The 23,036-nt window shown below is 73.9% G+C and carries 20 protein-coding genes; 5 read left to right on the top strand and 15 right to left on the bottom strand.

Translation table 11 applies throughout. The features are described from left to right. Nucleotides 1-91: 91 nt before the first annotated feature. The 9 genes from ACIP98_RS05220 to ACIP98_RS05260 form a co-directional block, all read right to left on the bottom strand. The gene (locus ACIP98_RS05220; protein ID WP_401973818.1) at nucleotides 92-1,495 is read right to left on the bottom strand and encodes an MFS transporter; all 1,404 of its coding nucleotides are present in this window, start codon (nucleotides 1,493-1,495) and stop codon (nucleotides 92-94) included. A gap of 73 nt (nucleotides 1,496-1,568) precedes the next feature. Beyond that, on the bottom strand, nucleotides 1,569-2,825 hold the full coding sequence (locus ACIP98_RS05225; RefSeq protein ID WP_319660414.1) for a hypothetical protein: 1,257 nt from the start codon (nucleotides 2,823-2,825) through the stop codon (nucleotides 1,569-1,571). Then, the gene (locus tag ACIP98_RS05230; RefSeq protein WP_401973820.1) at nucleotides 2,822-4,063 is read right to left on the bottom strand and encodes a glycosyltransferase; all 1,242 of its coding nucleotides are present in this window, start codon (nucleotides 4,061-4,063) and stop codon (nucleotides 2,822-2,824) included. Before ACIP98_RS05230 ends, ACIP98_RS05225 begins: the two co-directional genes overlap by 4 nt. A 149-nt stretch (nucleotides 4,064-4,212) precedes the next feature. Beyond that, nucleotides 4,213-4,749, bottom strand: a complete 537-nt coding sequence (locus ACIP98_RS05235) for a cellulase (RefSeq protein WP_401973821.1) — start codon at nucleotides 4,747-4,749, stop codon at nucleotides 4,213-4,215. Nucleotides 4,750-4,775: 26 nt separating this feature from the next. Further along, nucleotides 4,776-5,282, bottom strand: coding sequence for a SigE family RNA polymerase sigma factor (locus tag ACIP98_RS05240; protein WP_401973823.1), 507 nt, complete (start codon nucleotides 5,280-5,282; stop codon nucleotides 4,776-4,778). 544 nt (nucleotides 5,283-5,826) lie between these two features. Next, nucleotides 5,827-6,720 (bottom strand): LysR family transcriptional regulator, encoded by an 894-nt coding sequence (locus tag ACIP98_RS05245; protein ID WP_401973824.1) that lies wholly within the window; start codon nucleotides 6,718-6,720, stop codon nucleotides 5,827-5,829. 77 nt (nucleotides 6,721-6,797) lie between these two features. Next, the gene (locus ACIP98_RS05250; protein WP_401973826.1) at nucleotides 6,798-7,667 is read right to left on the bottom strand and encodes an NAD-dependent epimerase/dehydratase family protein; all 870 of its coding nucleotides are present in this window, start codon (nucleotides 7,665-7,667) and stop codon (nucleotides 6,798-6,800) included. A gap of 539 nt (nucleotides 7,668-8,206) precedes the next feature. Next, nucleotides 8,207-8,404, bottom strand: a complete 198-nt coding sequence (locus ACIP98_RS05255; RefSeq protein ID WP_319660420.1) for a hypothetical protein — start codon at nucleotides 8,402-8,404, stop codon at nucleotides 8,207-8,209. 164 nt (nucleotides 8,405-8,568) lie between these two features. Continuing rightward, on the bottom strand, nucleotides 8,569-9,588 hold the full coding sequence (locus ACIP98_RS05260; protein ID WP_401973828.1) for an aldo/keto reductase: 1,020 nt from the start codon (nucleotides 9,586-9,588) through the stop codon (nucleotides 8,569-8,571). A gap of 166 nt (nucleotides 9,589-9,754) precedes the next feature. Here ACIP98_RS05260 and ACIP98_RS05265 point away from each other — a divergent pair, with 166 nt between their 5' ends. Beyond that, on the top strand, nucleotides 9,755-10,738 hold the full coding sequence (locus ACIP98_RS05265) for an AraC family transcriptional regulator (RefSeq protein ID WP_401973830.1): 984 nt from the start codon (nucleotides 9,755-9,757) through the stop codon (nucleotides 10,736-10,738). Between the two features lie 12 nt (nucleotides 10,739-10,750). Here the strand turns inward: ACIP98_RS05265 and ACIP98_RS05270 are convergent, their stop codons facing one another. The 3 genes from ACIP98_RS05270 to ACIP98_RS05280 form a co-directional block, all read right to left on the bottom strand. Then, nucleotides 10,751-11,095 carry a hypothetical protein gene (locus ACIP98_RS05270; protein WP_319660423.1) on the bottom strand — a complete coding sequence of 115 codons (345 nt, stop codon included), beginning with the start codon at nucleotides 11,093-11,095 and terminating at the stop codon, nucleotides 10,751-10,753. Nucleotides 11,096-11,179: 84 nt separating this feature from the next. Next, the gene (locus ACIP98_RS05275) at nucleotides 11,180-12,718 is read right to left on the bottom strand and encodes a CehA/McbA family metallohydrolase (protein ID WP_401973831.1); all 1,539 of its coding nucleotides are present in this window, start codon (nucleotides 12,716-12,718) and stop codon (nucleotides 11,180-11,182) included. 152 nt (nucleotides 12,719-12,870) lie between these two features. Next, nucleotides 12,871-14,394: an aldehyde dehydrogenase family protein gene (locus tag ACIP98_RS05280; RefSeq protein ID WP_319660443.1), complete on the bottom strand. Its 1,524-nt coding sequence runs from the start codon at nucleotides 14,392-14,394 to the stop codon at nucleotides 12,871-12,873. 171 nt (nucleotides 14,395-14,565) lie between these two features. Between ACIP98_RS05280 and ACIP98_RS05285 the strand changes: the two genes are divergently transcribed. Further along, nucleotides 14,566-15,906, top strand: coding sequence for a GAF domain-containing protein (locus ACIP98_RS05285; protein WP_319660444.1), 1,341 nt, complete (start codon nucleotides 14,566-14,568; stop codon nucleotides 15,904-15,906). A 21-nt stretch (nucleotides 15,907-15,927) separates the two neighbouring features. Here ACIP98_RS05285 and ACIP98_RS05290 read toward each other — a convergent pair whose 3' ends face one another. From ACIP98_RS05290 to ACIP98_RS05300, 3 genes are all read right to left on the bottom strand, one after another. Continuing rightward, nucleotides 15,928-16,677: a GNAT family N-acetyltransferase gene (locus ACIP98_RS05290; RefSeq protein ID WP_319660445.1), complete on the bottom strand. Its 750-nt coding sequence runs from the start codon at nucleotides 16,675-16,677 to the stop codon at nucleotides 15,928-15,930. A 609-nt stretch (nucleotides 16,678-17,286) separates the two neighbouring features. Further along, entirely contained in the window at nucleotides 17,287-18,201 is a 915-nt protein-coding gene (locus ACIP98_RS05295) for a sugar isomerase (protein ID WP_319660446.1), read from the bottom strand. A 176-nt stretch (nucleotides 18,202-18,377) separates the two neighbouring features. After that, nucleotides 18,378-19,166, bottom strand: coding sequence for a DeoR/GlpR family DNA-binding transcription regulator (locus tag ACIP98_RS05300; protein ID WP_401973834.1), 789 nt, complete (start codon nucleotides 19,164-19,166; stop codon nucleotides 18,378-18,380). Between the two features lie 76 nt (nucleotides 19,167-19,242). Between ACIP98_RS05300 and ACIP98_RS05305 the strand changes: the two genes are divergently transcribed. The 3 genes from ACIP98_RS05305 (at nucleotide 19,243) to ACIP98_RS05315 (ending at nucleotide 23,003) form a co-directional block, all read left to right on the top strand. Next, a complete protein-coding gene (locus ACIP98_RS05305; RefSeq protein ID WP_319660448.1) occupies nucleotides 19,243-20,076 on the top strand; it encodes a class II fructose-bisphosphate aldolase in 834 nt (277 codons plus the stop codon). Between the two features lie 797 nt (nucleotides 20,077-20,873). Further along, nucleotides 20,874-21,626, top strand: a complete 753-nt coding sequence (locus ACIP98_RS05310; RefSeq protein WP_319660449.1) for a DUF2071 domain-containing protein — start codon at nucleotides 20,874-20,876, stop codon at nucleotides 21,624-21,626. Nucleotides 21,627-21,848: 222 nt separating this feature from the next. Continuing rightward, entirely contained in the window at nucleotides 21,849-23,003 is a 1,155-nt protein-coding gene (locus tag ACIP98_RS05315; protein WP_401973836.1) for a Gfo/Idh/MocA family protein, read from the top strand. Nucleotides 23,004-23,036 lie beyond the last annotated feature (33 nt).

Consider the following 23,036-nt stretch of genomic DNA (forward strand, 5'->3'; position numbering starts at 1 on the left):
GCATCAGGATGGCCTCCTGGGATCTATGCGGGTAGAGCGACGAGGTTAATTTTACGTGGCCATGACATTCACCGGATCACCGCCCGCCGGTTCACTGCCTTCCGGTGCGCTCCGACGATGCCTCAGCGGTCGTGTCCGGCTCGGCCCGTACGCCGTCGTCGCGCGCCTCGGCCCGGCTCAGGGCGACGGCACGGGTGTCCGGCATGAGGACGTAGACGACGAGCGAGACCAGCGCGCACCCGGACACGTACCAGAAGAACGCGCTCTCGTGCCCCGCGTCCTTGAACCACAGGGCCACGTACTCGGCCGTCCCGCCGAACAGCGCGTTGGCCAGCGCGTACGGCAACGCGACGCCCAGGGCCCGCACCCTGGTGGGGAACAACTCGGCCTTCACCGCGGCATTGATGGACGTGTAGCCGGTGACGACGGTGAGGGCGATCAGGGACAGCCCGAGGGCGGGCCAGTAGGTCGTCACCGAGCCGAGCGCGGTCATCACCGGGTAGGTGCAGACCGAGCAGCCGACGGCGAAGGTGATCAGCAGCGGACGGCGGCCGACGCGGTCGGAGAGCGCGCCCGCGAGCGGCTGGAGCAGCGCGAAGACCGCCAGGGCCGTGAAACTCACCAGCGTGGCCGTGGTCTTGGCCATCCCCGCACTGCCGATCAGGTACTTCGTCAGGTAGGTGGTGTACGTGTAGTAGGCGACCGTCCCGCCGAGGGTCAGTGCCATGACGAGCAGTGCCTGCCGCCGGTACTGCCACAGCAGGGCCAGCGATCCCCGCGCGGCGGCGGGCTCGGCGGCCTCCTCCGCGAAGGCCTCGGTCTCCTCCAGGCTGCGCCGGATCCACAGCACCACCACCGCGAGGACCGCACCCAGCACAAAGGGGACGCGCCAGCCCCAGTCCGTCAACTGCCGTTCCGTCAGCAGGTGCTGGAGGGCGATCAGGACCGCGAGGCCGAGCAGCTGGCCGCCGGTCATGGACACGTACTGGAAGGAGGAACCGAGCCCCCGCCGGTCGCGCGCCGAGGCCTCGGTCAGATAGGTGGCGCTGGCCGCGTACTCGCCGCCGATGCTGAGCCCCTGCAGCAGCCGGGCGACGAGCAGGACGAGCGCGCCGAGCCAGCCGGCCCGCGCATGGCTGGGCGCGACCGCGATCAGCAGCGCCGCGACCGACATCATGGCGACGGTGAGCGTCAGCGCGCTCTTGCGGCCGTGCCGGTCGGCGGCCCTGCCGAGCACCCAGCCGCCCACCGGGCGCATCAGGAAGCCCACCGCGAAGATCCCGGCGGTGTTCATCAGCCGGGTGGTCGGGTTGCCACCGGGGAAGAAGGACTCGGCGAAGTAGACGGCGAAGCTCGCGTAGACGAACCAGTCGTACCACTCGACGAGATTGCCCAGCGATCCGCCGACCAGGGCGAGGCGGCGCCCGGCGCGCCCGTCCCCGGGCGGCGGCTGCGCCTCGGCGGGATGCGGCGGCATGGCGGCGTGGGAGGACATGGCGGCTCCAGTGGGAAGGCCCGGTGGGGGACGGGTCCGGCGCCGAGGTCCAACGCCCCGCACGGCGGTGCGGTTACGGCACACCGAGCTCGAAGAGCGCGTAGCCCGCGTACGAGCCGGAGGCCAGGGCGGCGATCCCGAGCAGTACGGCCCGGTGCGGGGCCTTGAGCCGGCCGAGGACGAGGGCGAGCGGGATGAACAGCGGGAAGGCCGGCAGCAGATAGCGCGAGACGTTGCTGAAGATCTGCTGCGTGCCGAGCACCGTGACGACGGTGAGCACCGCGTGGACGACCAGCTCCGCGGGCGGCCGCAGGCGGATCAGCAGCCAGATCAGCGCGATGTCCAGCAGGACCACGGCCACGCCGATCAGATCGGCGAACGGGAACGCGGACAGGTAGTCGAAACGGCCCACCGGGACGGAGGTGAACACGTCCGCCGTGTACCGCCCCCAGTCGAAGGTGTGCGCCCAGGCGCCCTCCTGCAGCGCGAAGTAGCCGCCGTAGTCGCCCATGCGGTACCCCACCCAGCCGAGGTAGCCGAACAGGCCGAGCGGCGCCACGGCGATCGCGGCCAGGGGACGCAGCACGCCGGAGCGCCGCCGGTCTCGCACCAGGGCGAGCAGCGCGGCGACGGTGAGGGCGGCGATCAGCGAGGTGGCGGTGGGCCGCGCGAGTCCGGCGGCGAAGGTCAGCAGTCCCGCCGTGATCCAGCGGCGGGTCATGACGGCGTGGCAGGACCAGACCGCGAGGGCGACGTAGAGCGACTCGGAGTACCCCGACCACTCCATGCCGGAGCCCGGCCACACGGCCCACAGCCCGGCCGCGGCAAGTCCCGCGCGGTGCCCGCCGAAGCGCGCGGTGACGACGTACACGCCGAGCGCGGCGGCGAACGAGCAGACGACGGAGACGAGCATCCCGGCGCCGTACAGGCCGAGGCCGGTGCACTCCGCGACCAGCCGCATCACCGCGGGGTAGAGCGGGAAGAAGGCCGCGGAGTTGCCTTCGAGGGTGATCAGGCCGGTGGCCCCGGGCACCGGCACCAGGGCCGGGTGGTAACCGTGCGCGGCGACCTGCTGGTACCACCAGCCGTCCCAGCTGGCGAGGACGTCCCAGGGTCGCGCGCCGCCCCCGAAGCGCGGGTTCTTCGTGCGGTAGTCGCCCGCGTACCGCAGCAGCAGGAGGAAGACCGCGAAGCCGGCGAGCTTCAGCGTGCCGTACGTCGCCAGCACACGGCCCCAGCGGGCGGCGCGGGAGGGTTCTGCCGGCGGATCGCCGTCGGCCGGGGGGCGGGTGCCGACGGGCGCGTCGAGGGTGCCGGGCACGAGGGTCATCGGGAGCCGGTTCCCGTCCGCGGGGTGTGCCGGCCGGGGAAGACCCAGGACCGCAGCAGCAGGAACCGCAGCAGCGTCGCGGCGAGATTGGCGGCCACCAGCGCGCCGGTCTCGACCCGCTGTCCGGCGCCCGGTGCCGCGTGGTGCAGCACGGCCAGGGCCCCGCTGGTGAGCGCCAGCCCCATCAGGAACGCCGCGAGCCCGCGGGCGTGGTGCCGGGCGGCGCCCGTGCGGCCACGCACGCCGAAGGTGAGCCGGCGGTTCGCCGCGGTGTTGGCGACCGCGCACACCAGCAGGGCGAGCGCGTTGCCGGCCTGCGCGCCGGTGGCGGGTCGCAGGGCCGCGTACAGCGCCACGTACCCGACGGTGCTGGCGACGCCGACGGCGGCGAAACGCAGCAGTTGGGAGAGCAGGCCCCCCGGGGGCTCGGTGGCCACGGCGCTGCGGCGCAGTTCGGCGAGCGGGAGCCGGCCGCCGGCCAGGGCACGGCCGATGCGCGCGATGCCGCGCAGGTCGCCGAGGGCGGTGGACACGATGTGCACCCGGCTGTCGGGGTCGTCGACCCAGTCCACGGGCACTTCGTGGATGCGCAGGCCGGCCCGCTCGGCGATCACCAGCAGCTCGGTGTCGAAGAACCACCCAGCGTCCTCCACCATCGGCAGCAGCCGCTCGGCGACGTCACGGCGCACCGCCTTGAATCCGCACTGCGCGTCGGTGAAGCGGACGGCGAGGGTGGAGCGCAGGATCGCGTTGTAGCAGCGGGAGACGACCTCCCGCCTGGGTCCCCGTACGACGCGGGAGCCGCGCGCGAGCCGGGTGCCGATGGCGATGTCGGAGTGCCCGGATATGAGCGGGGCGACGAGCGGGAGCAGGGCGGCCAGATCGGTCGACAGGTCCACGTCCAGGTAGGCCAGTACCGGCGCCGTCGAGTGGGACCACGCCGTGCGCAGCGCCCGGCCGCGCCCCTTCTCGGCCAGGTGCAGCCACCGCGCCTCGGGCAGTTCCTCGGCGAGGCGGGCCGCGATCAGCGGGGTCCGGTCGGTGCTGGCGTTGTCGGCGACGGTGATCCGGAACGGGTAGGGGAAGGTCTCGCGCAGATGGGCGTGGAGCCGCCGCACGGACCGCTCCAGGTCCGCCTCCTCGTTGTGGACGGGGACGACCACGTCCAGGACGGGCTCCTGGTGCCGGGCCGGCAGCGGGACGCGTTCCCTCAGAGCACCGGGTGGTTCGTTTCTCATGGTCTGTCCGTATCTGCTCTCTGCGTCGGGGCGTGCCGGAGCGCGCCGGGGCATGCCGGGCCGTGCCGGGGCCGCATCGCGGGCGCGCCGACGGCACTACGGGCGTTCGGTGGGGTGGTGGCGCGGTGGGGTGACGGGGCGAGCGGGTGCTATCCCGTGCCGGTGGAGTTCCCGTACGGGCTCACCGGCGGAGAGGTCGTGGAGCCGGGCCCGCCCGACGCCGTGCCGGTGTCGGTGCTGGTGGCGGTGGCGGTGGAACTGCTCGTGGCGGTGTCGGCGACGGAGGCGGTGGCGGTCGACGGATCCGCGGAGCCGGTGGGCGCGGTCGGCGTCCCGCCCGTGTCCGCGCCCGACGGCGAGAAGGTGGGGCTGGAGCTGGCGCTGCCGCCGGCGCTCGGCCCCGCCGGTGCGGAGGTGCTCGGGTACGCCGCACCGGACGTCGCCGGACCGCCGGGGCCGGCCGGCACCACCTGACCGGACGAGGAACCGGGCAGCAGGACCAGGGCGCAGGCGACGGCGGTCACCGCGACCGCGGAACTGCCGGCCTGCCACGCGGTACGCACCCGGCGCCGGACGACGACCCCGTCACGCAGCCGCTCCCGGTGCCGGGGCTCGAAGGGGGTGTGCTGCTCGGAGGCGTGCATCATCCGCGCCAGTCGCCGCTCGAAGTCGTCCATGGAGTCCATCCCCTCTCCCCCGTTTCCCTCGTCCCTCATCCCACCGGCTCGATGGCATCGGCCAGGAGCTGCCGCAGTCGCGCGATGCCGCGTGACGCGTGCGACCGGGCGGTGCCCAGCGGGCAGCCCAGCGCCTCCGCGACCTGCGCCTCCGGCAGGTCCTGGTAGTAGCGCAGCACCACCGCCGCTCGCTGCGGCGCCGGCAGCAGCGCCAGGGCCGCCTCCAGGCGCGTGCGTTCGGCGACGGCCGCCGACACGTCCCCGGCCGCGGCCCGTTCCGGCACCTCCCCCACCGGCCGCTCCCCCCACCAGCGGCGGCGCGCGGATCGCGCCGCCGCCCGGGCCAGCACCTTGCGCACATACGGCTCGGGCGCCTGGGAGCCGACCCTCGGCCACGCGAACCACAGCTTGACCAGGGCTTCCTGGAGCAGGTCCTCGGCCCGATGGCGGTCACCACCGGTCAGCAACCGCGCAAGATGGAACAAAGCGGACCAACGGGCTGTCACGAACTCGTCGAACTCATCCGTTCGCGTCGAACCCATCAACACCGCCCCGCCCTTCACCGCCTCTTGCACCTCTGGAAAGACGCCGGCCCCCGCTCCACTATGCGGCCGGGGGCCGTGATCCCCGTCACACGACGGTGCCCCCGTCCGGCCGGACGGGGGCACCGGGCAGGCCGGGGACGCGCGGAGTGCCAACGGGCTGCCCCACGATGGATTGTGGGGTGTGTCGGCCTGGAGGTGCGGCTGGTGGGTGCGATTTCAGCAGCTGAACGGGCGGGTCGGCATCCGTGGCGCCGGACAGGCCGGTGCCGAGGTGGGCCACACAGCGGGCCGACCGGCTGCCCGGAACAGCCCCGTATCTTCCCGGATCTTCTGCCGGTCAACGCCGAGGACGGGCAAGGATCGTGGCGGAAGGCAGGGGGACTCCTCCCCTGCCTCGATGAGGGGGTCGTCATGAGCGATGAGCCGACCGCGCCGCCCGCAGGACCACCCGCCGCAAGCCCGGCACCGAACTCGTGCACGTCCGCACGATGGCCTGCTGAATCACCCACCAGCCAAACTCCCAGGCGGGCGCACCCCACAATCAATCGAGGGGCAGCCCGTGAGGGACGGGGGGGCGGTGCGCGAGGGCGACGGAGACGAACTCCTCCACGAGAGGGTCGTGGCGGCTGCCGTCCCAGGCCAGGCACACCCGGTTCGGGCCGATGTCCGACAGTTCGACGTGGGTGACGTCGGGGCGGGTGTAGTACGAAGCGGTGGACAGCGGCAGGACGACCACACCGCGCCCGGCCGCCACGTTCTCCAGCTTCTCCTCGACCGTGCGGAACGCCGGGACCGGGGCCGGGGCGTCGGTGCGCAGCTCCTGCGCGACGTCGCGCCACTCCGGGACCGCGTCCGGGTCCTGCAGCAGGTGCTCGCCGGCGAGGTCGGCGATGCCGAGGGAGGGCTTGCCCGCGTAGCGGTGGTCGGCGGGCAGGACCGCGACCCGCGCCTCGGTCATCAGCTCGCACATGTCCAGGCCCCGGGCGTCGAGCGGCATCCTGACGTACCCGACGTCGACCCGGCCGTCACGGATGGCCTCGGTCTGGTCGTCCCAGCCGGTCCTGACGACCTCCACGGACAGCCCCTGATGGCGCCCGGAGAACTCCCGGACCGCGCCGGTGACGATCAGGCCCGGCATGAAGCCGACGGTGAACGTCCCCGGACCCCCGAGTGCGGCACGGGCCACCCGGCGCTGCGCCGCCTCCGCCGCGGCCAGCAGAGGCCCGGCGTCGGCGAGGAGCTGCTCCCCCGCCGCCGTCAGGCCGGTGGTGCGGCGGTCGCGGGAGAACAACTGTGCCCTGAGTTCGTGCTCCAGCGCCCGGATCTGCCGGGACAGCACCGGCTGCGCGATGTGCAGCCGCTCGGCGGCCCGCCCGAAGTGCAGTTCCTCGGCCACCGCGACGAAGTACCGCAGCTTGCGCAGATCGAGGTCCACGGGCACCTCCCTCGCGGCCGGACTCCTCCCGGACGAGCCTATGCGCGTTCGGGAGGAGGCACGACGTCGATCGCGGATCAGGAGCCGTCGGCGAGGGCGGCGAGGGGGTCCAGACGGGTCGGGGCCCAGCCCAGCTCGCGGCGGGCCCGGGCGCCGGTGATCCGCTGGTCGAGCGCGAACGCCTGGGCGATCGGGCCCATCCGCTCCTCGGCCTCGGCGGGCGACAGGTGGCGGACGGCGCCCGGGCGCCCGATCGCCCGGCTGACCGCCTGACTGATCTCGGCGGCCGTGGGGAACACGTCGATGGTGCCCGCGAAGACCGAGCCCGCCGGGGCGCCCAGGGCGAGCGCGTAGAGCTCCGCGACGTCGTCGACGTGCACGACGGACCAGTGGTTGGCGCCGTCCCCGATGCACGGCACAGCGCCGTCGGCGCGCCCAGGCTGCGCGTAGAACGCCTCGACCAGGCCGGCCGCGTGGCCGAACACCACGCCGGGCATGACCACCACGGGCCGCTCGCCGGTCGCGGCGCGGGCCAGGACCCGCTTCTCGTTCTCCAGCCGCCAGGCGGTGAGCCGCGGCGGGATGAACGGCGCGTCCTCGTCGACGACGCCGTCGGTGTCGCCGTAGACCCAGATCCCGCCGGTGTGCACGTACGGGCGGGGGCCGGCCCCGTCCTGGAGCGCCTCGGCGGCCGCCCGGTCGATGTCGCCGCTGTCGGGGCCGGCGTGCTGGCCCAGATGGACGACCCCGTCCGCGGCGCGGGCCGCCTCGGTGAGCACAGCGGTGTCGGTGAGCGCGCCGCGGACCGCGGCCGCCCCGAGCCCGTTCACGACCGCCGCCGCCTGATCGCTGCGGACCAGGGCGCTGACCTGGATGTCCCGGCGCACCAGCGCCTTGATCGTCGCCTGCCCGATGTACCCGGACCCTCCGGTCACGAAGACCTTCATGCTGCTCGCCTCTCTCGACGACTCCAGACGGATGTGATGCAGCCGAGTCTTGTCGCGAGGCGCCGCGGCGGTCCAAGACCTGTTGCGGCCCCTGTGATGCCCGTCGGGTATCACGCCTGGCCTGCGACGGTCGGGAAGACCTGCGCGACCGGGACCGGTACGCGGACGGCGCCCTGCCCGCGCGGGCGCGGCGGGCTCGTCCGCGCCGGTGGACGACGTCGCCGGCGGACCACAGACGTGCAGCGGCGCCCTGCCGTCGCGGCACACCTCGAAGACGTGCCGGAGCCGAGCGGCCACCGGGGTCGGGCGGCCGCACGGCCGTGGCACCGTCGGGGGGCCGGCCGCACGGGCGAGGCCGTTCCGGAGGCCCTGGCGTGGACGATGCGGTTCGCCCTGGGCCCGGACTTCCTCATCGACGGCATCGCGACCCGCCTGCCCGGCGGACCCGGACGCCGACGCGCCCGGGGGCCGCGCGGCCGACGACCACGGGAACACGCAACCGCCGGTGGACACCGGCGGTTGCGTTCACGGGGCACGGCTCAGGTGCGTCCGGCGCTGTGCTCCTTGCGGGCACGGCGTTCCAGGGTGCGCCGGCGGCGCTCGGCGGCGGCCGCCTTCAGGCCCTCCTCGCGGCGCTTGTTGTACCCGGGGGGCTCGACGGTGAACAGGCACAGGCCGCAGACGTAACCGCCCTCGGGGCCTTCGATGACGGGTTCGAGGCAGCGCTCACAGTCCATGCCGACCTGTCCTTACTCCTCAGCCGGATGCGCCGCAGTTGTTGCAGGACCAGCGCCCTCCGGGGCCCTGGAGCACGGACGCGCCACAGTTCGTACAGTTCACTCTTGCAGTCGTACCGTACAGCGCGCCGGCCTGCCAGCGGTTCCGGTGAGTTCGCGGAGCGTCACGCCCTGTTGGGGAGCCGCTCCGAGAAGCCGTGGATCCAGCCCGGGTACTCCACCGGGAGGCGGCTCGCGGCGTCCAGCTCCTCCAGATCCTGCGCGGAGAGCGCCAGGTCCAGGGCGGACAGGTTGTCGGTGAGCTGCTCGGGGCGGCGGGCTCCGACGATGGCACTCGTGACGCCGGGCCGGCCCAGCACCCACGCCAGGGCGACGCTCGCGACCGAGGCGTCGTGACGGGCCGCCACCACACGCAGGGCGTCGACGACGTCGTAGACGCGCTCGCGGTCGACGGGCGGGAAGTCGACCTTGGCACGGCGGGCGGCGGCGTCGCTCGCGCCGTCGCGGTCGAACTTGCCGGTGAGCATGCCGCCTGCCAGCGGGCTCCACACGAGCATGCCCAGCTTCTGGTCGCGGACCAGGGGCAGGATCTCCCGCTCGATGTCCCGTCCGGCCAGGGAGTAGTACGACTGGAGCGAGCAGAAGCGGGCCAGTCCGCGCCGGTCGGAGACGCCGAGGGCCTTCATCATGTGCCAGGCGGCGAGGTTGGAGGCGCCGATGTAGCGGATCTTGCCCTGGCGCACGGCGTCGTCGAGGGCGCCGAGTGTCTCCTCGACCGGCGTGACCGGGTCGATGTTGTGGATCTGGTAGAGGTCGATGTGGTCGGTGCGCAGGCGACGCAGGCTGTCCTCCAGGGCCTGCATGATGTGCAGCCGCGACTGGCCGACCTCGTTGGGGCCGGGGCCGACGCGGGCGGTCATCTTGGTGGCGAGGACCACGTCGCGGCGGCGCTTGCCGAGCACCTGGCCGAGCAGTTCCTCGGACTCGCCGGCGGAGTAGACGTTCGCGGTGTCGATCAGGTTGATGCCGCTGTCCAGGGCGAGGCCCACGATCGCGTCGGTCTGCGGGAGGTCCAGGCCGCCGACCGAGTCGTAGGGCGGGGTGGTCCTTCCGCCGAAGGTCATCGCGCCGAGGGCGACGCGGGACACGAAGACTCCGGTGCTGCCCAGTTGCTCGTACTGCATGTGCTGTCTCACTGCCTCTTGTGGTGCGGGTGCGGGTGCGTGTGCAACGTCATCTGCCGGTCTGCCCGGAGGCCCGCGGTGCCTCCGTATGTGCACGCTAAGACGGTGACGATGGACAATCCATAAGAGAAAGTCCTTCGAAGTTGCGCGATCGTCCGGAGTGACCATGGATCCGCTGTCCGACGTCCTGAACCTGCTGCACCTGCGCGGAGCCTCGCCCTCCCGGATCGAGGTCGGCGGCCCCTGGGCGATGCGCTTCCGCGCCTACCCGTACGTCAAGGTCGGCGCCGTCCTCACCGGCTCCTGCCGGCTCGCCCCGGACGGCACCGCGCCGCTGCTGCTCGGGGCGGGCGACTGCTACCTGCTCACGGGCGACCGGCCGTACCAGGTGGGCAGCATCAGCGATCCGCCGGTCGAGCCGGTCGACGGGCACGCCGTCTACCAGGCGGCCCGGGCGCGCACCGGGAGCAGTTCGATGGTCGTCCGCCACGGCGATCCCGGGGCGCCGGACCGTACCGTCGTCGTCGGCGGCAGCATCGAGTTCGACGACGTCACGGCCGGCCTGCTGCTCAGCAGCCTGCCGCCGACCGCGCGCATCCCCGCCGGCAACCCGCAGGCGCAGGTGCTGCGGCCCACGCTGCAACTGCTCGCCGACGAGACCGCCGAGGACCGCCCGGGGGCCTCCGTCATGGCGGCCAGCCTCACGCAGATCCTCTTCCTCCAGGCCCTGCGCGCCTACCTGGAACTCGCCGCCGAGGCGGGCGAGTCCGGCACCGGCTGGCTCGGCGGCCTCAGCGACCCCCAGATCGGCGCCGCCCTCGGGCACATGCACCAGCGGCCCGCGTACCCCTGGACGGTGGGCGAACTCGCCTCCGCGGTCGGCATGTCGCGCTCCGCCTTCGCGCTCCGCTTCAGGTCGCTCGTCGGCCGCCCGCCCCTGGACTACCTGATGCGCTGGCGCATCCAGCGCGCGGCCGCCGCGCTCCGCGGCGGTGACCGCACCGTCGCCTCCGTCGCCGCCGAGTGGGGCTACGCCTCCGAGAGTGCCTTCAGCAACGCCTTCAAGCGCGTCACCGGCCAGCCCCCGGCCCGCCACCGGACCCTGGCCCTGCGTCAGGGGGAACGGGAGGCGGCGCAGGCGTCGGGGTGAGGCGCGCCGGTGTCAGCGCGCCGTCCGGTGGGTGCGCGCGCCGTCGAGGAGGACCAGCGCGGCGCCGGTCACGGCGGCGGCCGTGGCCGCGGTGAGGATCGTGCGGGAGGAGCGCCAGGACAGCACGGACCAGCGGGACTGGGCGGACAGGAGGGAACCGACGCTGAGCCAGGAACCGGCGGAGAGCAGCGAGAGGCTGGAACCGAGGGAAGCGGCGGACAGGGCGCTGCCGACGGAACCGACGGAGAGCACGGAACCGACGGAGCCGATCGAGAGGACGGAGTCCACGGAACCGATGGACAGGACGGAGCCCTTCGACCACAGGGAGAGCGAGGACCCCTCGGGGATGGCAGTCATGCACGCCATCCTGCCGGACGCGGCCGGGTTCCGGGGCGGCCTCGGCCCCGGAACCGTGGCGTGGTGCCGGGGCCGGCGTACTGGCTACTTCCGGCCCAGCCAGATCGGGTTGGTGAGGGCCAGCGCCGGACCCGGGAGACCCGACGCGCCCCCGTCCGGGGCCGGACGGCGCACCTCGGCCCGTACGTAGGAGGCCAGCGACGCGGTGGTGGACCACTCCAGGACACCGGATGCGGGCAGTGGCGCGCCCACCATCTGCCCCTCGTCGGTCATCAGGCGCACCACCGTGCCCGCCGGCACCCCGCCCGCCTCCAGGCGGACGGTCACCGCCGCGTCGCGGGCCACCGGCAGCCGCTCGCCGATGCCGGCGTGCTCGCCGCGCGGGCCGCTCGCGGTGAACGAGAGCCGCACGGCGGCGCTCTCGGCGATCCAGGAGGTCCCGGCCCGCAGACCCGCCTGCAGGGCGCGCCGGTTGAGGCCGTCCGCGAGCACCACGGTCTGCGGCAGGCCGACCACGTCGGGGTCGCGGTGGGCGTCGGAGTTGCCCATCGCCGGGATCCAGTGGCCGTCGCCGCGGCGCGCGGCACCGGTCAGCAGGTTGTCCCAGGTGAGAAGGGTCAGCTCGTCGTCGAGGGTCCAGGGGCCGTTCCACACCTCGATGGCGTCGACGTCGTCGTAGCCGAACTTCCACTGGCCGGCCAGGCTGGGGGCGTACGGGTGCGCCGGCACCACGATGCCGCCGGCCCGCCGGATCTGCCGGGCGAAGCGGCCGAAGGCGTCGTCGCGGGCACGGTAGCGCCAGTCGATCCACTCTCCGGCGTCCAGGCCGATCGCCAGGTAGTGGCCGTTGCGGGTGGTGACCTCCTCGCCCGTGAGGATCAGCAGGTCGTCGCCGGATACGGCGCCCAGGTGGGCGTGCGCCGAAGTGGTGTTGTGGTCGCTGGAGTTGATGAAGTCCAGCCCGGCGGCCCGGGCCAGCGCGGCCAACTGCTCCAGGGTGCGCTTGCCGTCGGAGTGCACGCTGTGCAGGTGGCAGTCGCCCCGGTACCAGGCCCGGCCGCGGCCGGTCGCGTGGTCCGGCGGGTAGTTCGGGACCTGCGCGGCGGCGGGGGCGCCGAAGGTGAGCGTGACGGTGACGGAGTAGTCCAGTCCCTGCGGCGCGACCGTGTACGGTCCGAGGACGACGTGCCAGGTGCCCGCCCCGACCGGTCCCGCCAGGTAGCCGGGGGTCGCCGTGTCGGCGCTGATCGCGAACTCCGTCCGCGCGCCGCCCGACCAGCCGCGGAAGCCGCGCCCGCCGACGTCGGTGCCGTGCTGGTCGAAGATGCCGATGTCGCAGGCGTTGCCCTGCGTCCCGGGCGGCACGGCCGGCCTGTCGTAGCCGTACGACACCGCGATCTGCCTGACCCCACGCGGCACTTCCACGGGCAGGTGGACGAAGTCGGCGGCACCGGTCGGCAGATGCCCCGTGACGACCCGGGTCTGCATGCTCCCCTCCGGCGGGATGCCGCCTGAGCCGCCGGGGTGACCGCCGGCCGGGGCGGAGTCGGATGCGGCCGCGGAGCTCACCGGGGCCAGTGTCAGCACGCCGGTGGCACCCGCGAGCGCGGAAAGCCTCAACACATCGCGTCGTTCCTTCCCTTCAGCCTCAGGCGTCCGGGTGACGGGAGCGTGGCGACCGTTGTGCGCCGGCTGACGGACGTGGGCTCCGCGGTGGCCGCGGCGATGCGTCCGCACCGGCCGGCGGGCCGGTGCGGACGCCTGCCGCCCCGCTCCTAGAAGAAGCCGAGCTTCTTCGGCGAGTAGCTGACCAGAAGGTTCTTGGTCTGCTGGTAGTGGTCGAGCATCATCTTGTGGTTCTCGCGCCCGATGCCGGACTGCTTGTAGCCGCCGAAGGCGGCGTGCGCCGGGTAGGCGTGGTAGCAGTTGGTCCACACCCGGCCCGCCTGGATCGCGCGGCCCGCGCGGTAGGCGGTGCTGCCGTCGCGGGTCCAGACGCCGGCGCCGAGGCCGTAGAGGGTGTCGTTGGCGATGGAGATGGCGTCCTCGAAGTCGTTGAACGACGTGACGGCGACGACCGGGCCGAAGATCTCCTCCTGGAAGACCCGCATGCGGTTGTCACCCTCCAGGATGGTGGGCTGGACGTAGTATCCGCCCGCCAGTTCGCCGCCGAGCTGCGCGCGCTCGCCGCCGGTGAGGACCTTGGCGCCCTCCTGCTGGCCGATGTCGAAGTAGGAGAGGATCTTCTCCAGCTGGTCGTTGGAGGCCTGCGCGCCGATCATGGTGGACGTGTCCAGCGGGTGACCCTGGACGATCTTCTCGGTGCGGGTGACGCCCGCCTCCAGGAAGGCGCTGTAGTGGCCGCGCTGGATCAGCGCGCGGGACGGGCAGGTGCAGACCTCGCCCTGGTTGAGGGCGAACATCGTGAAGCCCTCGAGCGCCTTGTCGTAGAAGTCGTCGTCGGCGACCGAGACGTCCTCGAAGAAGATGTTGGGGCTCTTGCCGCCGAGTTCGAGCGTGACGGGCTTCAGGTTCTGCGAGGCGTACTGCATGATGAGCCGGCCCGTGGTGGTCTCGCCGGTGAAGGCGACCTTGGCGACGCGCGGGCTCGACGCGAGCGGCTTGCCGGCCTCGACGCCGAAGCCGTTGACGATGTTGACGACACCGGGCGGCAGGAGGTCGGCGATCAGGCTCATCCAGAAGTGGATGGACGCCGGGGTCTGCTCGGCGGGCTTGATGACGACGGCGTTGCCCGCGGCCAGGGCCGGGGCGAGCTTCCAGGTCGCCATCAGGATCGGGAAGTTCCACGGGATGATCTGGGCGACGACGCCCAGCGGCTCGTGGAAGTGGTACGCGACGGTGTCGTCGTCGATCTCGGCCAGGCTGCCCTCCTGGGCCCGGACGGCGCCCGCGAAGTAGCGGAAGTGGTCGATGGCCAGCGGGATGTCGGCGGCCAGCGTCTCGCGGACCGGCTTGCCGTTCTCCCAGCTCTCGGCGACGGCCAGTTCCTCCAGGTGCTGCTCCATGCGGTCGGCGATCCGGTTGAGGATGTTCGCGCGCTCGCCGGCCGAGGTCCTGGCCCACGCGGGGGCCGCCGCGTGCGCGGCGTCCAGGGCACGCTCGACGTCGTCGGCGGTGCCGCGGGCGATCTCGGTGAACGGCTGACCGGTGACGGGGGTCGGGTTCTCGAAGTACTCGCCGCGCGCGGGAGGGACGTACTCGCCGCCGATCCAGTGGTCGTAGCGGGCCTGGTACCGGACGATCGAGCCCTCGGAACCGGGGTTGGCGTAGCGGGTCATGGGGCGGCCTCCCATGGATGGGCCGCCCGCTCCGTTGCGGACGGCGGTGGTGCGACCGTAGAACGGAGAAGGTTGCAGGAGGGTTGCGACGCGGCGTACCCGCGGAACTACACTCGGCTGCAGCCGGCCGGTGCCGCCGGGCGCCGGCCCACCCCCGACCCAGGGGCGACCATGACTGTCTCGTACGCGGCCTCTTACGCGGCCTGGCCACCCGGGACCGATCCGAAGCTGCTGCGCCGGGACGTGGCACGTGCCCACGAGGAGTTCCTCATCACCGGGCGGGCGCCGCGGCCGGTGCGCGACGTGGTGCGGGACTCGTGGCAGCGCTCCCGCAGCCGCGGGGTCGACCCGGAGGTCGCGGGGCCCAGCGTGCCCGCCCTCGCGGGACCGGAGCTGCGCGCCTACCGCGAGAGCCACCCGCTGGCGGCGGTGCTGCCCGTGGTCCGCCGCCTGCTGGTCGAATCGGCGCAGGAGAGCAACGAACTGGTGGCCGTCGGCGACGAGCACGGCCGTCTGCTGTGGGTCGAGGGCGCGCCGGGGCTGGCGGCGCGCGCGGAGCGGATCGGCTTCGTCGAGGGTGCGGTGTGGGCCGAGGAGGCCGCCGGTACGAACGCGCCGGGCACGGCGCTCGCCCTCGGCCGGCCGCTGCAGATCTACGCAGGCGAGCACTTCGTACGCCGGGTGCATCCCTGGAGCTGTTCGGCCGCGCCGCTGCGGGACCCGGACACCGGGCGGGTCATCGGTGTGCTGGACCTGACCGGGGGCGACCACATCGCGGCGCCCCACGCGCTGGCGCTGGTGCGGGCCACGGTCGCGGCGGCGGAGGCGGAACTGCGGGTGCTGCGGCTGCGCGGTGAGATCCCGGCGGCCGCACCGGAACCGGCCTCGGTCCCCGCTCCGGTGCCTGGTCGGGTACCGGTTCCGGCGGCGGCCGGGACCGCCGCTGCGACCTGCCGGCTGGAGGTGCTCGCGCGCGACCGGGCGAGGTTCGGCTCGCCCTACGGGCGTGTCGAACTGAGCCCCCGCCACTCCGAGATCGTATTCGTCCTCGCCCTGCACCCGCGCGGGCTCGGCGCCGACGCGCTCGCCGTACGGCTGCACGAGCACGAGGCGGCCCGTGTCACGGTTCGCGCGGAGATGTCCCGGCTGCGGCGCCTGCTGGGCCCGCATGTCGTCGGCTCGCGCCCGTACCGGCTTCTGCTGCCCGCCTCAAGCGACGCCGAGGAGGTGCGCGCGTTGCTCGCCCGCGGCGCGTACCGCCAGGCGCTCGCCGCCTACCCGGGGGCGCTGCTGCCCGGGTCCACCGCTCCCGCCGTCGCCGAGGCGCGGGACGAACTCGACTGCGAGATGCGCCGGGCGCTGCGGCACCGCGGCGACGCCCGGCTGCTGCTCGCCTGGCTGGAGCGCCCGGAGAACCACGTCGACGCCGAGATGCTGCAGGCGGCGATCAGCGCGCTTCCCCGGGAGTCGCCGCGCCGGCTGATGCTGCGGACGCTGCTGGACCGGGCCTGAGCGGCGCTCCTCCGGCCGGCGTCACACCGTCGCGTCGCCCGGCGCCCTGACCAGGAGGAAGAGCGGGCGGCGGCGGAGTGCGAAGCCCATGGACTCGTAGAGCCGGATCGCGTTGGTGTTCCTGGGATCGGCGTGCAGGAAGGGCGTGTCCCCCCGGTCCGCGATGCCCGCGGCGACCGCGCGGATCAGCCGGCTCGCCAGGCCGCGGCCGCGGTGGTCCGGGTCGGTGCACACGGCACTGATCTCCGTGCCGCCGGGCGGGCGCATGCGCTCGCCCGCCATGGCGATGAGGCGCCCGTTCTCCCGCACGCCGAGATAGGTGCCGAGTTCGATGGTGCGCGGCGCGAAGGGGCCGGGCTTCGTGCGGGCGATCAGGTCCATGACCTCGGGGACGTCGTCGGCGCCCAGCAGTACCGCCTGCGGATCGTGCGCGACACGCAGGTTCGTCCCGACGAGCTGCACGCCCTCGCCGCCCTCCAGTACCTGCCAGTCCCCAGGAACCTCGGGCGAGCCCGTGACCAGCGCGGTCCCGCCGGGGCCCAGCAGTTCGGCCAGGTCCGCCCAGGCCGCCGGGTCGGCCTGGTCCTCCAGTGACGCGAACGGCGACATGTCGCCGGGGTAGCGCACGGCCCGGCCGTGCCGCTCGGCGAACCGCGCGTGCGCTCCGGTCAACGCGAACCACACGGGGTTGTCCAGCGGATGCGGCGCGGCGGCGGCGAGCGGCTCCGCACCGGAGTCGGACGGGTGGGCGGGGTGGACGCTGGTCGACATGGCGGGGCGGTTCTCCGATCCGTGGGGTTGCGCGGGCCACTGGGTGCAACGGCCACGGAGCCGTATCCCTTCCTGCCCTGAGAAGCAGCTCCCCACCCTACGACCCGGCTCCGTGCCCCACCGGCACACCCCCAGGGGAGAGCGTCGGACGCGGAGGACGGGCTTGCCCCGCGCATCGCCGCCGCGTGGCCGGCGGACCGCTTCGAGGGCGTCGGCGAGCGCCGCGTGCACCCGCTCCGCGGCGGCGAACCGCGTTCCGACGATCCGGGGCCGGACGAGACCCGACAGCAACAAGCCGCGCAACAGCCGACCGATGCCCCCGGTCCAACAGCGCCCCTTCCCACCTCGCGCGGGCTGCGGACCCGGCGCAGCAGGAAGAGCAGGTGGTTGCCCGCGATGTCGTAGCGGCGGGTCCTCGCGGGTGCGGCCGGCGACCCCGTCGGCGCCGGGGGAGCCGACGAAAGCGGTCTTGGCCGTGCCGCACGCACCGGTGACGTGGCCGACACCGAGGGCCTCGGCCGATTGCAGCGCGTACGTGCCGACGCCGCAGGACCGCGGCCGCCTCCTCGAAGCCGGGGCGGCCCGCCCGTGCTCACACCTGACGCAGTGTCAGCTGCTCTCCGCCGGGGGCAGGATCACGGAGCGGGTGAGGTGCCGCGGGGAGTCCGGGTCCAGGCCGCGGGCGGCTCCGAGGGCCGCCGCGAGACGCTGGACGAGGACGAGGTCGGCCAGCGGGTCTCGGCCGGCCGCCACCAGACGGCCGCCGGTCCCGGCGATCTCCTCCGCCAGGCCCGGCGGCAGGTCGGCCGGGTCGCCGAACCACCAGGCGACACGGCCGGGCCCGGTGACGCTGATCGGGCCGTGGCGGTACTCCATGACGGGGTAGGCCTCGGTCCAGGCGCCCGCCGCCTCACGCATCTTCAGCGCGGCCTCCTGGGCCACGCCGTACGCCCAGCCCTTGCCGAGGAACGTGAACTGCTCGGTCTCCAGCAGCTCGCCGGGCAGCGGGTCGGTCAGCGCCGACTCGCCCTGCGCGGCCAGTCCGGTCAGGTCCTCGCCGAGCAGCGCCCGCAGCAGCACGAGTTCGGTGGTGGCGAAGCGCGTCTGCACGACCGATGTCTCGTCGGCGAAGTCCAGGACCACGGCGGCGTCCGCGCGTTCCATGACGGGGGTGGCCGGGTCGGCGGTGACCGCGACGGTGGGCGTCACTCCGCGCAGGCGCCCCAGCAGAGCGAGCACTTCGCTCGTGGTGCCGGACCGGGTTAGGGCGAGCACGCGGTCGTAGGCGCGGCCGGCCGGCATCTCGGAGGCCGCGAAGGCGTCCGTCTCGCCCAGGCCGGCGGACTCGCGCAGCACGGCATACGCGTGGGCCATGAACCAGGAGGTGCCGCAGCCGACGACCGCCACGCGCTCACCGGGACGGGGCATCGCCGCCCGCCAGGGGGCGTTCGGGTCGGCGGCCAGGGCGACGGCCCGGCGCCAGCAGTCGGGCTGGGTCGCGATCTCGATCTCGGTCTGGCTCACGGGACTCCGTCCGCTCGATTCGATCCGGCCTCTGCCGGTGCCGCCGGTCTTGACAGGCCGCACGCTCGATCCAGCATGATGAGCGAAGTTGCTCGACTCGTGCAAGGTTCGCGCAAAAACGCGCACGCCGGAAGGAGGCGGAGGTCCCCGTGGGTGAAGACCGGCGCGACGCGTGGTCAGGCGCGGACGACCTCCACCCCGGCTGCGACGAAGGGCTCGGTGAGCCCGGCGGGCGCGTCCCCGTCCGTCACCAGGACGTGCACGTCCTCGACGGGGCAGATCCGCGCGAAGGCCCGCTTGCCGAGCTTCGAGGCGTCGGCGACGACCACGACCCGCTCGGCGCGCCGGGCGAGTTCGCGGTTGACGCCCGCCTCACCCTCGTGGCGGGCCGTGGCGCCGTGTGCGACATCGAGGGCGTCGACGCCGAGGAAGACCTGGTCGAGCGTGATCTGCGCGAGCAGATCGGCCGCCAGGGGACCGATCAGCTCGTACGAGGCCGGGCGGGCCACCCCGCCGGTGACGACGAGCTTCACATGCCGGCGCACGGCCAACTCACCCGCGATGTTGAGCGCGTTGGTGACCACGGTCAGCGTCGGCTCGCCGGCCTCCTCGGCCAGGTCGCCCCGCTCGGCCAGCGCACGGGCGACCGCTGTCGTCGTGGTCCCGCCGTTCAGGCCCACGACGGCGCCGGGCTTCACCAGGGCCGCCGCGGCGCGTGCGATGCGCTCCTTCTCGGCGGCGCGGCGGGCGGACTTGTAGCGCAGCGGCAGGTCGTAGGCGATGGCGTTGATCGTGGCGCCGCCATGGGTGCGGGTGACCATGTTCTGGCGGGCCAGCTCGTCCAGGTCACGGCGGATCGTGGCGGCCGAGACGACGAGTTCGGCGGCCGCGGCCTCGACCTCGATCCGTCCGTCGCGGGTCAGCATCTCCAGCAGCGCGCTCCATCGGGCCTGCGGTGCCGCCATCGTCTCGCCCCTTGTCGCCGGACCTGGCGGCCATGAAACCACAGGCCATCGGCCCGTCGAGAGGAACAACGACCTCATGCCGCTGATCGGGACCGCCGCCCTCGTCCGCTCCGCCCGCGCAGACGGCCGCGGCGCGGGAGCCTTCAACGTCATCACCCTGGAGCACGCCGAGGCGATCGTCGCCGGGGCCGAGGCCGCGGGCCGCCCGGTGATCTGCCAGATCAGTGAGAACGCCGTGCGCTTCCACGGCGGCGCCCTCGCGCCCATAGCTCGGGCGACCGCGGCCGTGGCCGAGTCCGCGCGGGTCCCCGTCGCCCTGCACCTCGACCACGTCACCGACGACGCGTTGCTGCGGCAGGCCGCCGACTGCGGTTTCGGCTCGGTCATGTACGACGCCTCCGCGCTGCCGCACGAGCGGAACGTGGCCGCCACGCGCGCCGCGGCCGAGTGGGCGCACGACGCGGGCCTGTGGCTGGAGGCCGAACTCGGCGAGGTCGGCGGCAAAGACGGCGTGCACGCCCCCGGCGCCCGCACCGACCCCGACGGGGCCCGCGCCTACGTGGCCGCGACCGGGGTCGACGCCCTCGCCGTCGCCGTGGGCAGTTCGCACGCGATGACCACCCGGACCGCCCGGCTCGACCACGGCCTGATCGCCCGTCTGCGCACCGCCGTCGCCGTACCGCTCGTCCTGCACGGCTCGACCGGTGTCCCCGAGGACGAGCTGCGGCGCGCCGTCGCCGGCGGCATGGCGAAGATCAACATCGGCACCGCCCTCAACATCGCCTTCACCGGCGCGGTCCGCGGCTTCCTCGCGGCGGACGGCACCACCGTCGATCCGCGCCGCTATCTCGCGCCCGCGCGCACGGACATGGCGACGGCGGTGGAGCGGGCCCTGCGCGTCCTGGGCTGATCGGGCCCCGCGCGGGTCACCCCGCGGGCGCCCTCCGCCGGGAGGCCCGCCGCATACAGCCAGTGGTCGCGGTGGGCGATGTCGCCCCGGCAGGGGTTCCGCTCCATCAGCGCGGCCAGGAAGGCGCGTTGAGTTCGCGTCAGCGGCTGCCCCGGCCGCCGCCCATCGGGGAGGGCGCACGCCAACAGCGGCCGCCCGTTGTGTTCCGCCGTGGGAGCGGCGCACAGCGGCACCGTGGCGCGGGCGACCGGCAGCGGCCCTCGAACCAGGTGTAGGCGGCGGCCGACGGGACGGACACCGCCTCCGGATCGCCGGTGCCCGACGCGGCGCAGGCCGTACGGCGGGGTCCGGGTCCGCGAGCAGCGCCCCCGTGTCCCCTCCCGGCGCGGCAAGGGCGCGAAGGGACCGACCCGCCCGGGCCGTCCGGCGGTGCAGCCCGCCCCGCGGTGGCCCCGCTCGATCCCGGGGTCCGCGGGGGTCACCGGCGTCGTTCGAGGGCGAGGACTCCGACGATGACGGCCGCCACGACGCGCACCACGAGGACGAGGATCAGTTCGACAGGCCCGAGTCCGCCGAACATGCGGTCCTCCGGATCGCGGGGTGATCATGCCGCGCCGACCGCGCAACGCGGTGCTGACACCTGCCGCCGGGCACGCACAACGGCCGCGCCCGCATGGCCGCGCCGCCCGCGCCCGCCTGCCGCGGCCCCCCATCGAGCACGCCCCCGGACCCGCCCGGGAGGCAGGTCCCCGGCGTTCACTCCCCGGGAGGCCGGACGACTCTGCGATGCTTGCTGTGTGCCCGCCCCGGAACCGATAACGGCCGACCCACCGGGTGCCACGGCGAATCCGCTGCTGACGCAGTCGTGGCTCGACCTGGCGTTCCTGCACTGGGCCGCCGATCCCGCGGACGTGGCGCCGCTGCTGCCCGCCGGTACGGTGCCCGACACCCTCGACGGGGTCACCTACGTGGGGCTCGTCGCCTTCCGGATGCACCGTGTCGGCTGGTTCCGGCTCCCCGGCATCCCGTACCTCGGCACCTTCCCCGAGACCAACGTCCGCCTGTACTCGGTGGACGCGCACGGGCGGCGCGGCGTGGTCTTCCGCTCGCTCGACGCGTCCCGGCTGATCCCGGTCGCGGTGGCGCGGGCCGCGTTCCGGCTGCCGTACCAGTGGGCGCGCATGGACATCCGCCGCGACGGCGACACCCTGACGTACACCAGTCGGCGGCGCGGGCCGGGGGCGGGCGGTGCGCACGCGCGGATCACCGTGCGGGTGGGCGAGCCCGTCGCCGAGCCGAGCGAGCTGGAGCACTTCCTCACGGCGCGCTGGGGTCTGCACAACACGTTCTTCGAGCGGTCCCTGTACCTGCCCAACACCCATCCGCGCTGGCCCCTGCACCGCGCCGAGCTCGTCGCGTGCGAGGAGAACCTCGTCACCGCCGCCGGACTGCCGGCGCCCGCGGGTCCCCCGGTGAGCGTCCTGTACTCCGCCGGCGTCCCCGTCCGCTTCGGGCGCCCCTCCCGCCCGGCCGGCATTCCGACTCCCTGAGGGACCACGTCACCAGAGGCGTGGCGAACCGGACATTTTCTTTACCGTACGTTCGTTCCATAACGTGTCAGCGTGCGATGAGACGGCCACACCCCGCTCGCCCACAGCCCTTGCCCCCGGCGCACGGGCCGTCGGATTCCGGCCGAAACGCGGCGACCCCGCGCATCCCAGATTACTTTCATCCGTTCCAGAATTCACCTCCTCTCCTGTGATGGGAAACCCATGAGAACGATCGGCGCAGGCATCATCGGCGGCTGGGCCTCGATCTCGCACATCCCCGTCGTCACGGCGTCCCCGGCGTACGAGCTGCGCGCCGTCAGCACCTCCCGGCGCGGCTCGGCGGAGGCCGCGGCGGCGCGGTACGGGGTGGCCGGCTACGTCAACCACCGGGAACTCCTGGCACACCCGGGCATCGACCTGGTCGTGGTGGCGGTGAAGGTCAGCGAGCACCTGGAACTCCTGTCGGCCGCCATGGAGGCGGGCAAGCACGTCTACAGCGAGTGGCCGCTGGGGAACGGCCTGGCCGAGGCCCAGCACCTGACGGAACTCGCGGAGAAGGCCGGGGTGCGCAGCGTCATCGGCACACAGGGCCGCTACGCCCCGCAGGTGCGGTACGCGCAGGACCTGATCAACGACGGATACGTGGGCCGGGTGATCGGCACCACCATGGTCGGTTCCGGCATGGTCCGGGGCCCGGAGGCCGCCACCCGCCAGGCGGAGTACTACTACGACAACGCCCATGGCGCGACCCCGCTGACCTCGCCCTTCTCGCACGCCGTCGACCCGCTGAACCACGTGCTGGGGGACTTCGAGAAGCTGAGCGCCAACCTCGTGGTCGGCCGCACGGAGGCCCGGATCACCGCGGACGGCGGCACCGTGCCGATCACCGCGCCGGACCAGGTCGCCGTGATCGGCACGCTCACCGGCGGCGCGGCCGCCTCGGTGTTCTACCGGGGCGGGACCTCCCAGGGTGACAACTTCCGCTGGGAGATCCGGCACCGAAGGCGACCTGGTCCTCTCCGCGGACTGGGGCAACATGCAGGTCGCCGATCTCTCCCTGGCCGGCGGCCGCGGCACGGACACCACCGCCGCCGCCCCTGGAGGTCCCCGCGTCGCACTTCGGCGACGGCCTGCCCGCCGACCTTCCCGCTCCATGACCGGCAATGCGGCCCGCCTGTACGCGCAGTCCGCCCGCGACCTCGCCGAGGGCGGCCACACGGTCCCCGACTTCCGCCACGCCCTGGACCGGTACCGGCTCATCGACGCCATCGAGCGCGCCTCCGCCACGGGCGTGGCGCAGACCCCGCGCTGAACCGCGCCAGGTCGGCGGGCCCCGGTCCGCCGGCCCCGCCACCGCGCCCGGGCCCGAGCGGTTGACGGTCACCGTGGAGTTGCTGCTAATATCGAAGC

Origin of the sequence: Streptomyces sp. NPDC088354 (assembly GCF_044753585.1) — a bacterium.
Taxonomy (GTDB): Bacteria; Actinomycetota; Actinomycetes; order Streptomycetales; family Streptomycetaceae; genus Actinacidiphila.

What these genes read in the sequence shown, in the direction of transcription:
- ACIP98_RS05270 (WP_319660423.1), bottom strand. Translation starts at nt 11,095, where the DNA reads ATGACTGCCATCCCCGAGGGGTCCTCGCTCTCCCTGTGGTCGAAGGGC.
- ACIP98_RS05230 (WP_401973820.1), bottom strand. Translation starts at nt 4,063, where the DNA reads ATGAGAAACGAACCACCCGGTGCTCTGAGGGAACGCGTCCCGCTGCCG.
- ACIP98_RS05220 (WP_401973818.1), bottom strand. Translation starts at nt 1,495, where the DNA reads ATGTCCTCCCACGCCGCCATGCCGCCGCATCCCGCCGAGGCGCAGCCG.
- ACIP98_RS05280 (WP_319660443.1), bottom strand. Translation starts at nt 14,394, where the DNA reads ATGACCCGCTACGCCAACCCCGGTTCCGAGGGCTCGATCGTCCGGTAC.
- ACIP98_RS05240 (WP_401973823.1), bottom strand. Translation starts at nt 5,282, where the DNA reads ATGGGTTCGACGCGAACGGATGAGTTCGACGAGTTCGTGACAGCCCGT.
- ACIP98_RS05235 (WP_401973821.1), bottom strand. Translation starts at nt 4,749, where the DNA reads ATGGACTCCATGGACGACTTCGAGCGGCGACTGGCGCGGATGATGCAC.
- ACIP98_RS05315 (WP_401973836.1), top strand. Translation starts at nt 21,849, where the DNA reads ATGAGAACGATCGGCGCAGGCATCATCGGCGGCTGGGCCTCGATCTCG.
- ACIP98_RS05290 (WP_319660445.1), bottom strand. Translation starts at nt 16,677, where the DNA reads ATGTCGACCAGCGTCCACCCCGCCCACCCGTCCGACTCCGGTGCGGAG.
- ACIP98_RS05285 (WP_319660444.1), top strand. Translation starts at nt 14,566, where the DNA reads ATGACTGTCTCGTACGCGGCCTCTTACGCGGCCTGGCCACCCGGGACC.
- ACIP98_RS05225 (WP_319660414.1), bottom strand. Translation starts at nt 2,825, where the DNA reads ATGACCCTCGTGCCCGGCACCCTCGACGCGCCCGTCGGCACCCGCCCC.
- ACIP98_RS05265 (WP_401973830.1), top strand. Translation starts at nt 9,755, where the DNA reads ATGGATCCGCTGTCCGACGTCCTGAACCTGCTGCACCTGCGCGGAGCC.
- ACIP98_RS05250 (WP_401973826.1), bottom strand. Translation starts at nt 7,667, where the DNA reads ATGAAGGTCTTCGTGACCGGAGGGTCCGGGTACATCGGGCAGGCGACG.
- ACIP98_RS05255 (WP_319660420.1), bottom strand. Translation starts at nt 8,404, where the DNA reads ATGGACTGTGAGCGCTGCCTCGAACCCGTCATCGAAGGCCCCGAGGGC.
- ACIP98_RS05305 (WP_319660448.1), top strand. Translation starts at nt 19,243, where the DNA reads ATGCCGCTGATCGGGACCGCCGCCCTCGTCCGCTCCGCCCGCGCAGAC.
- ACIP98_RS05300 (WP_401973834.1), bottom strand. Translation starts at nt 19,166, where the DNA reads ATGGCGGCACCGCAGGCCCGATGGAGCGCGCTGCTGGAGATGCTGACC.
- ACIP98_RS05260 (WP_401973828.1), bottom strand. Translation starts at nt 9,588, where the DNA reads ATGCAGTACGAGCAACTGGGCAGCACCGGAGTCTTCGTGTCCCGCGTC.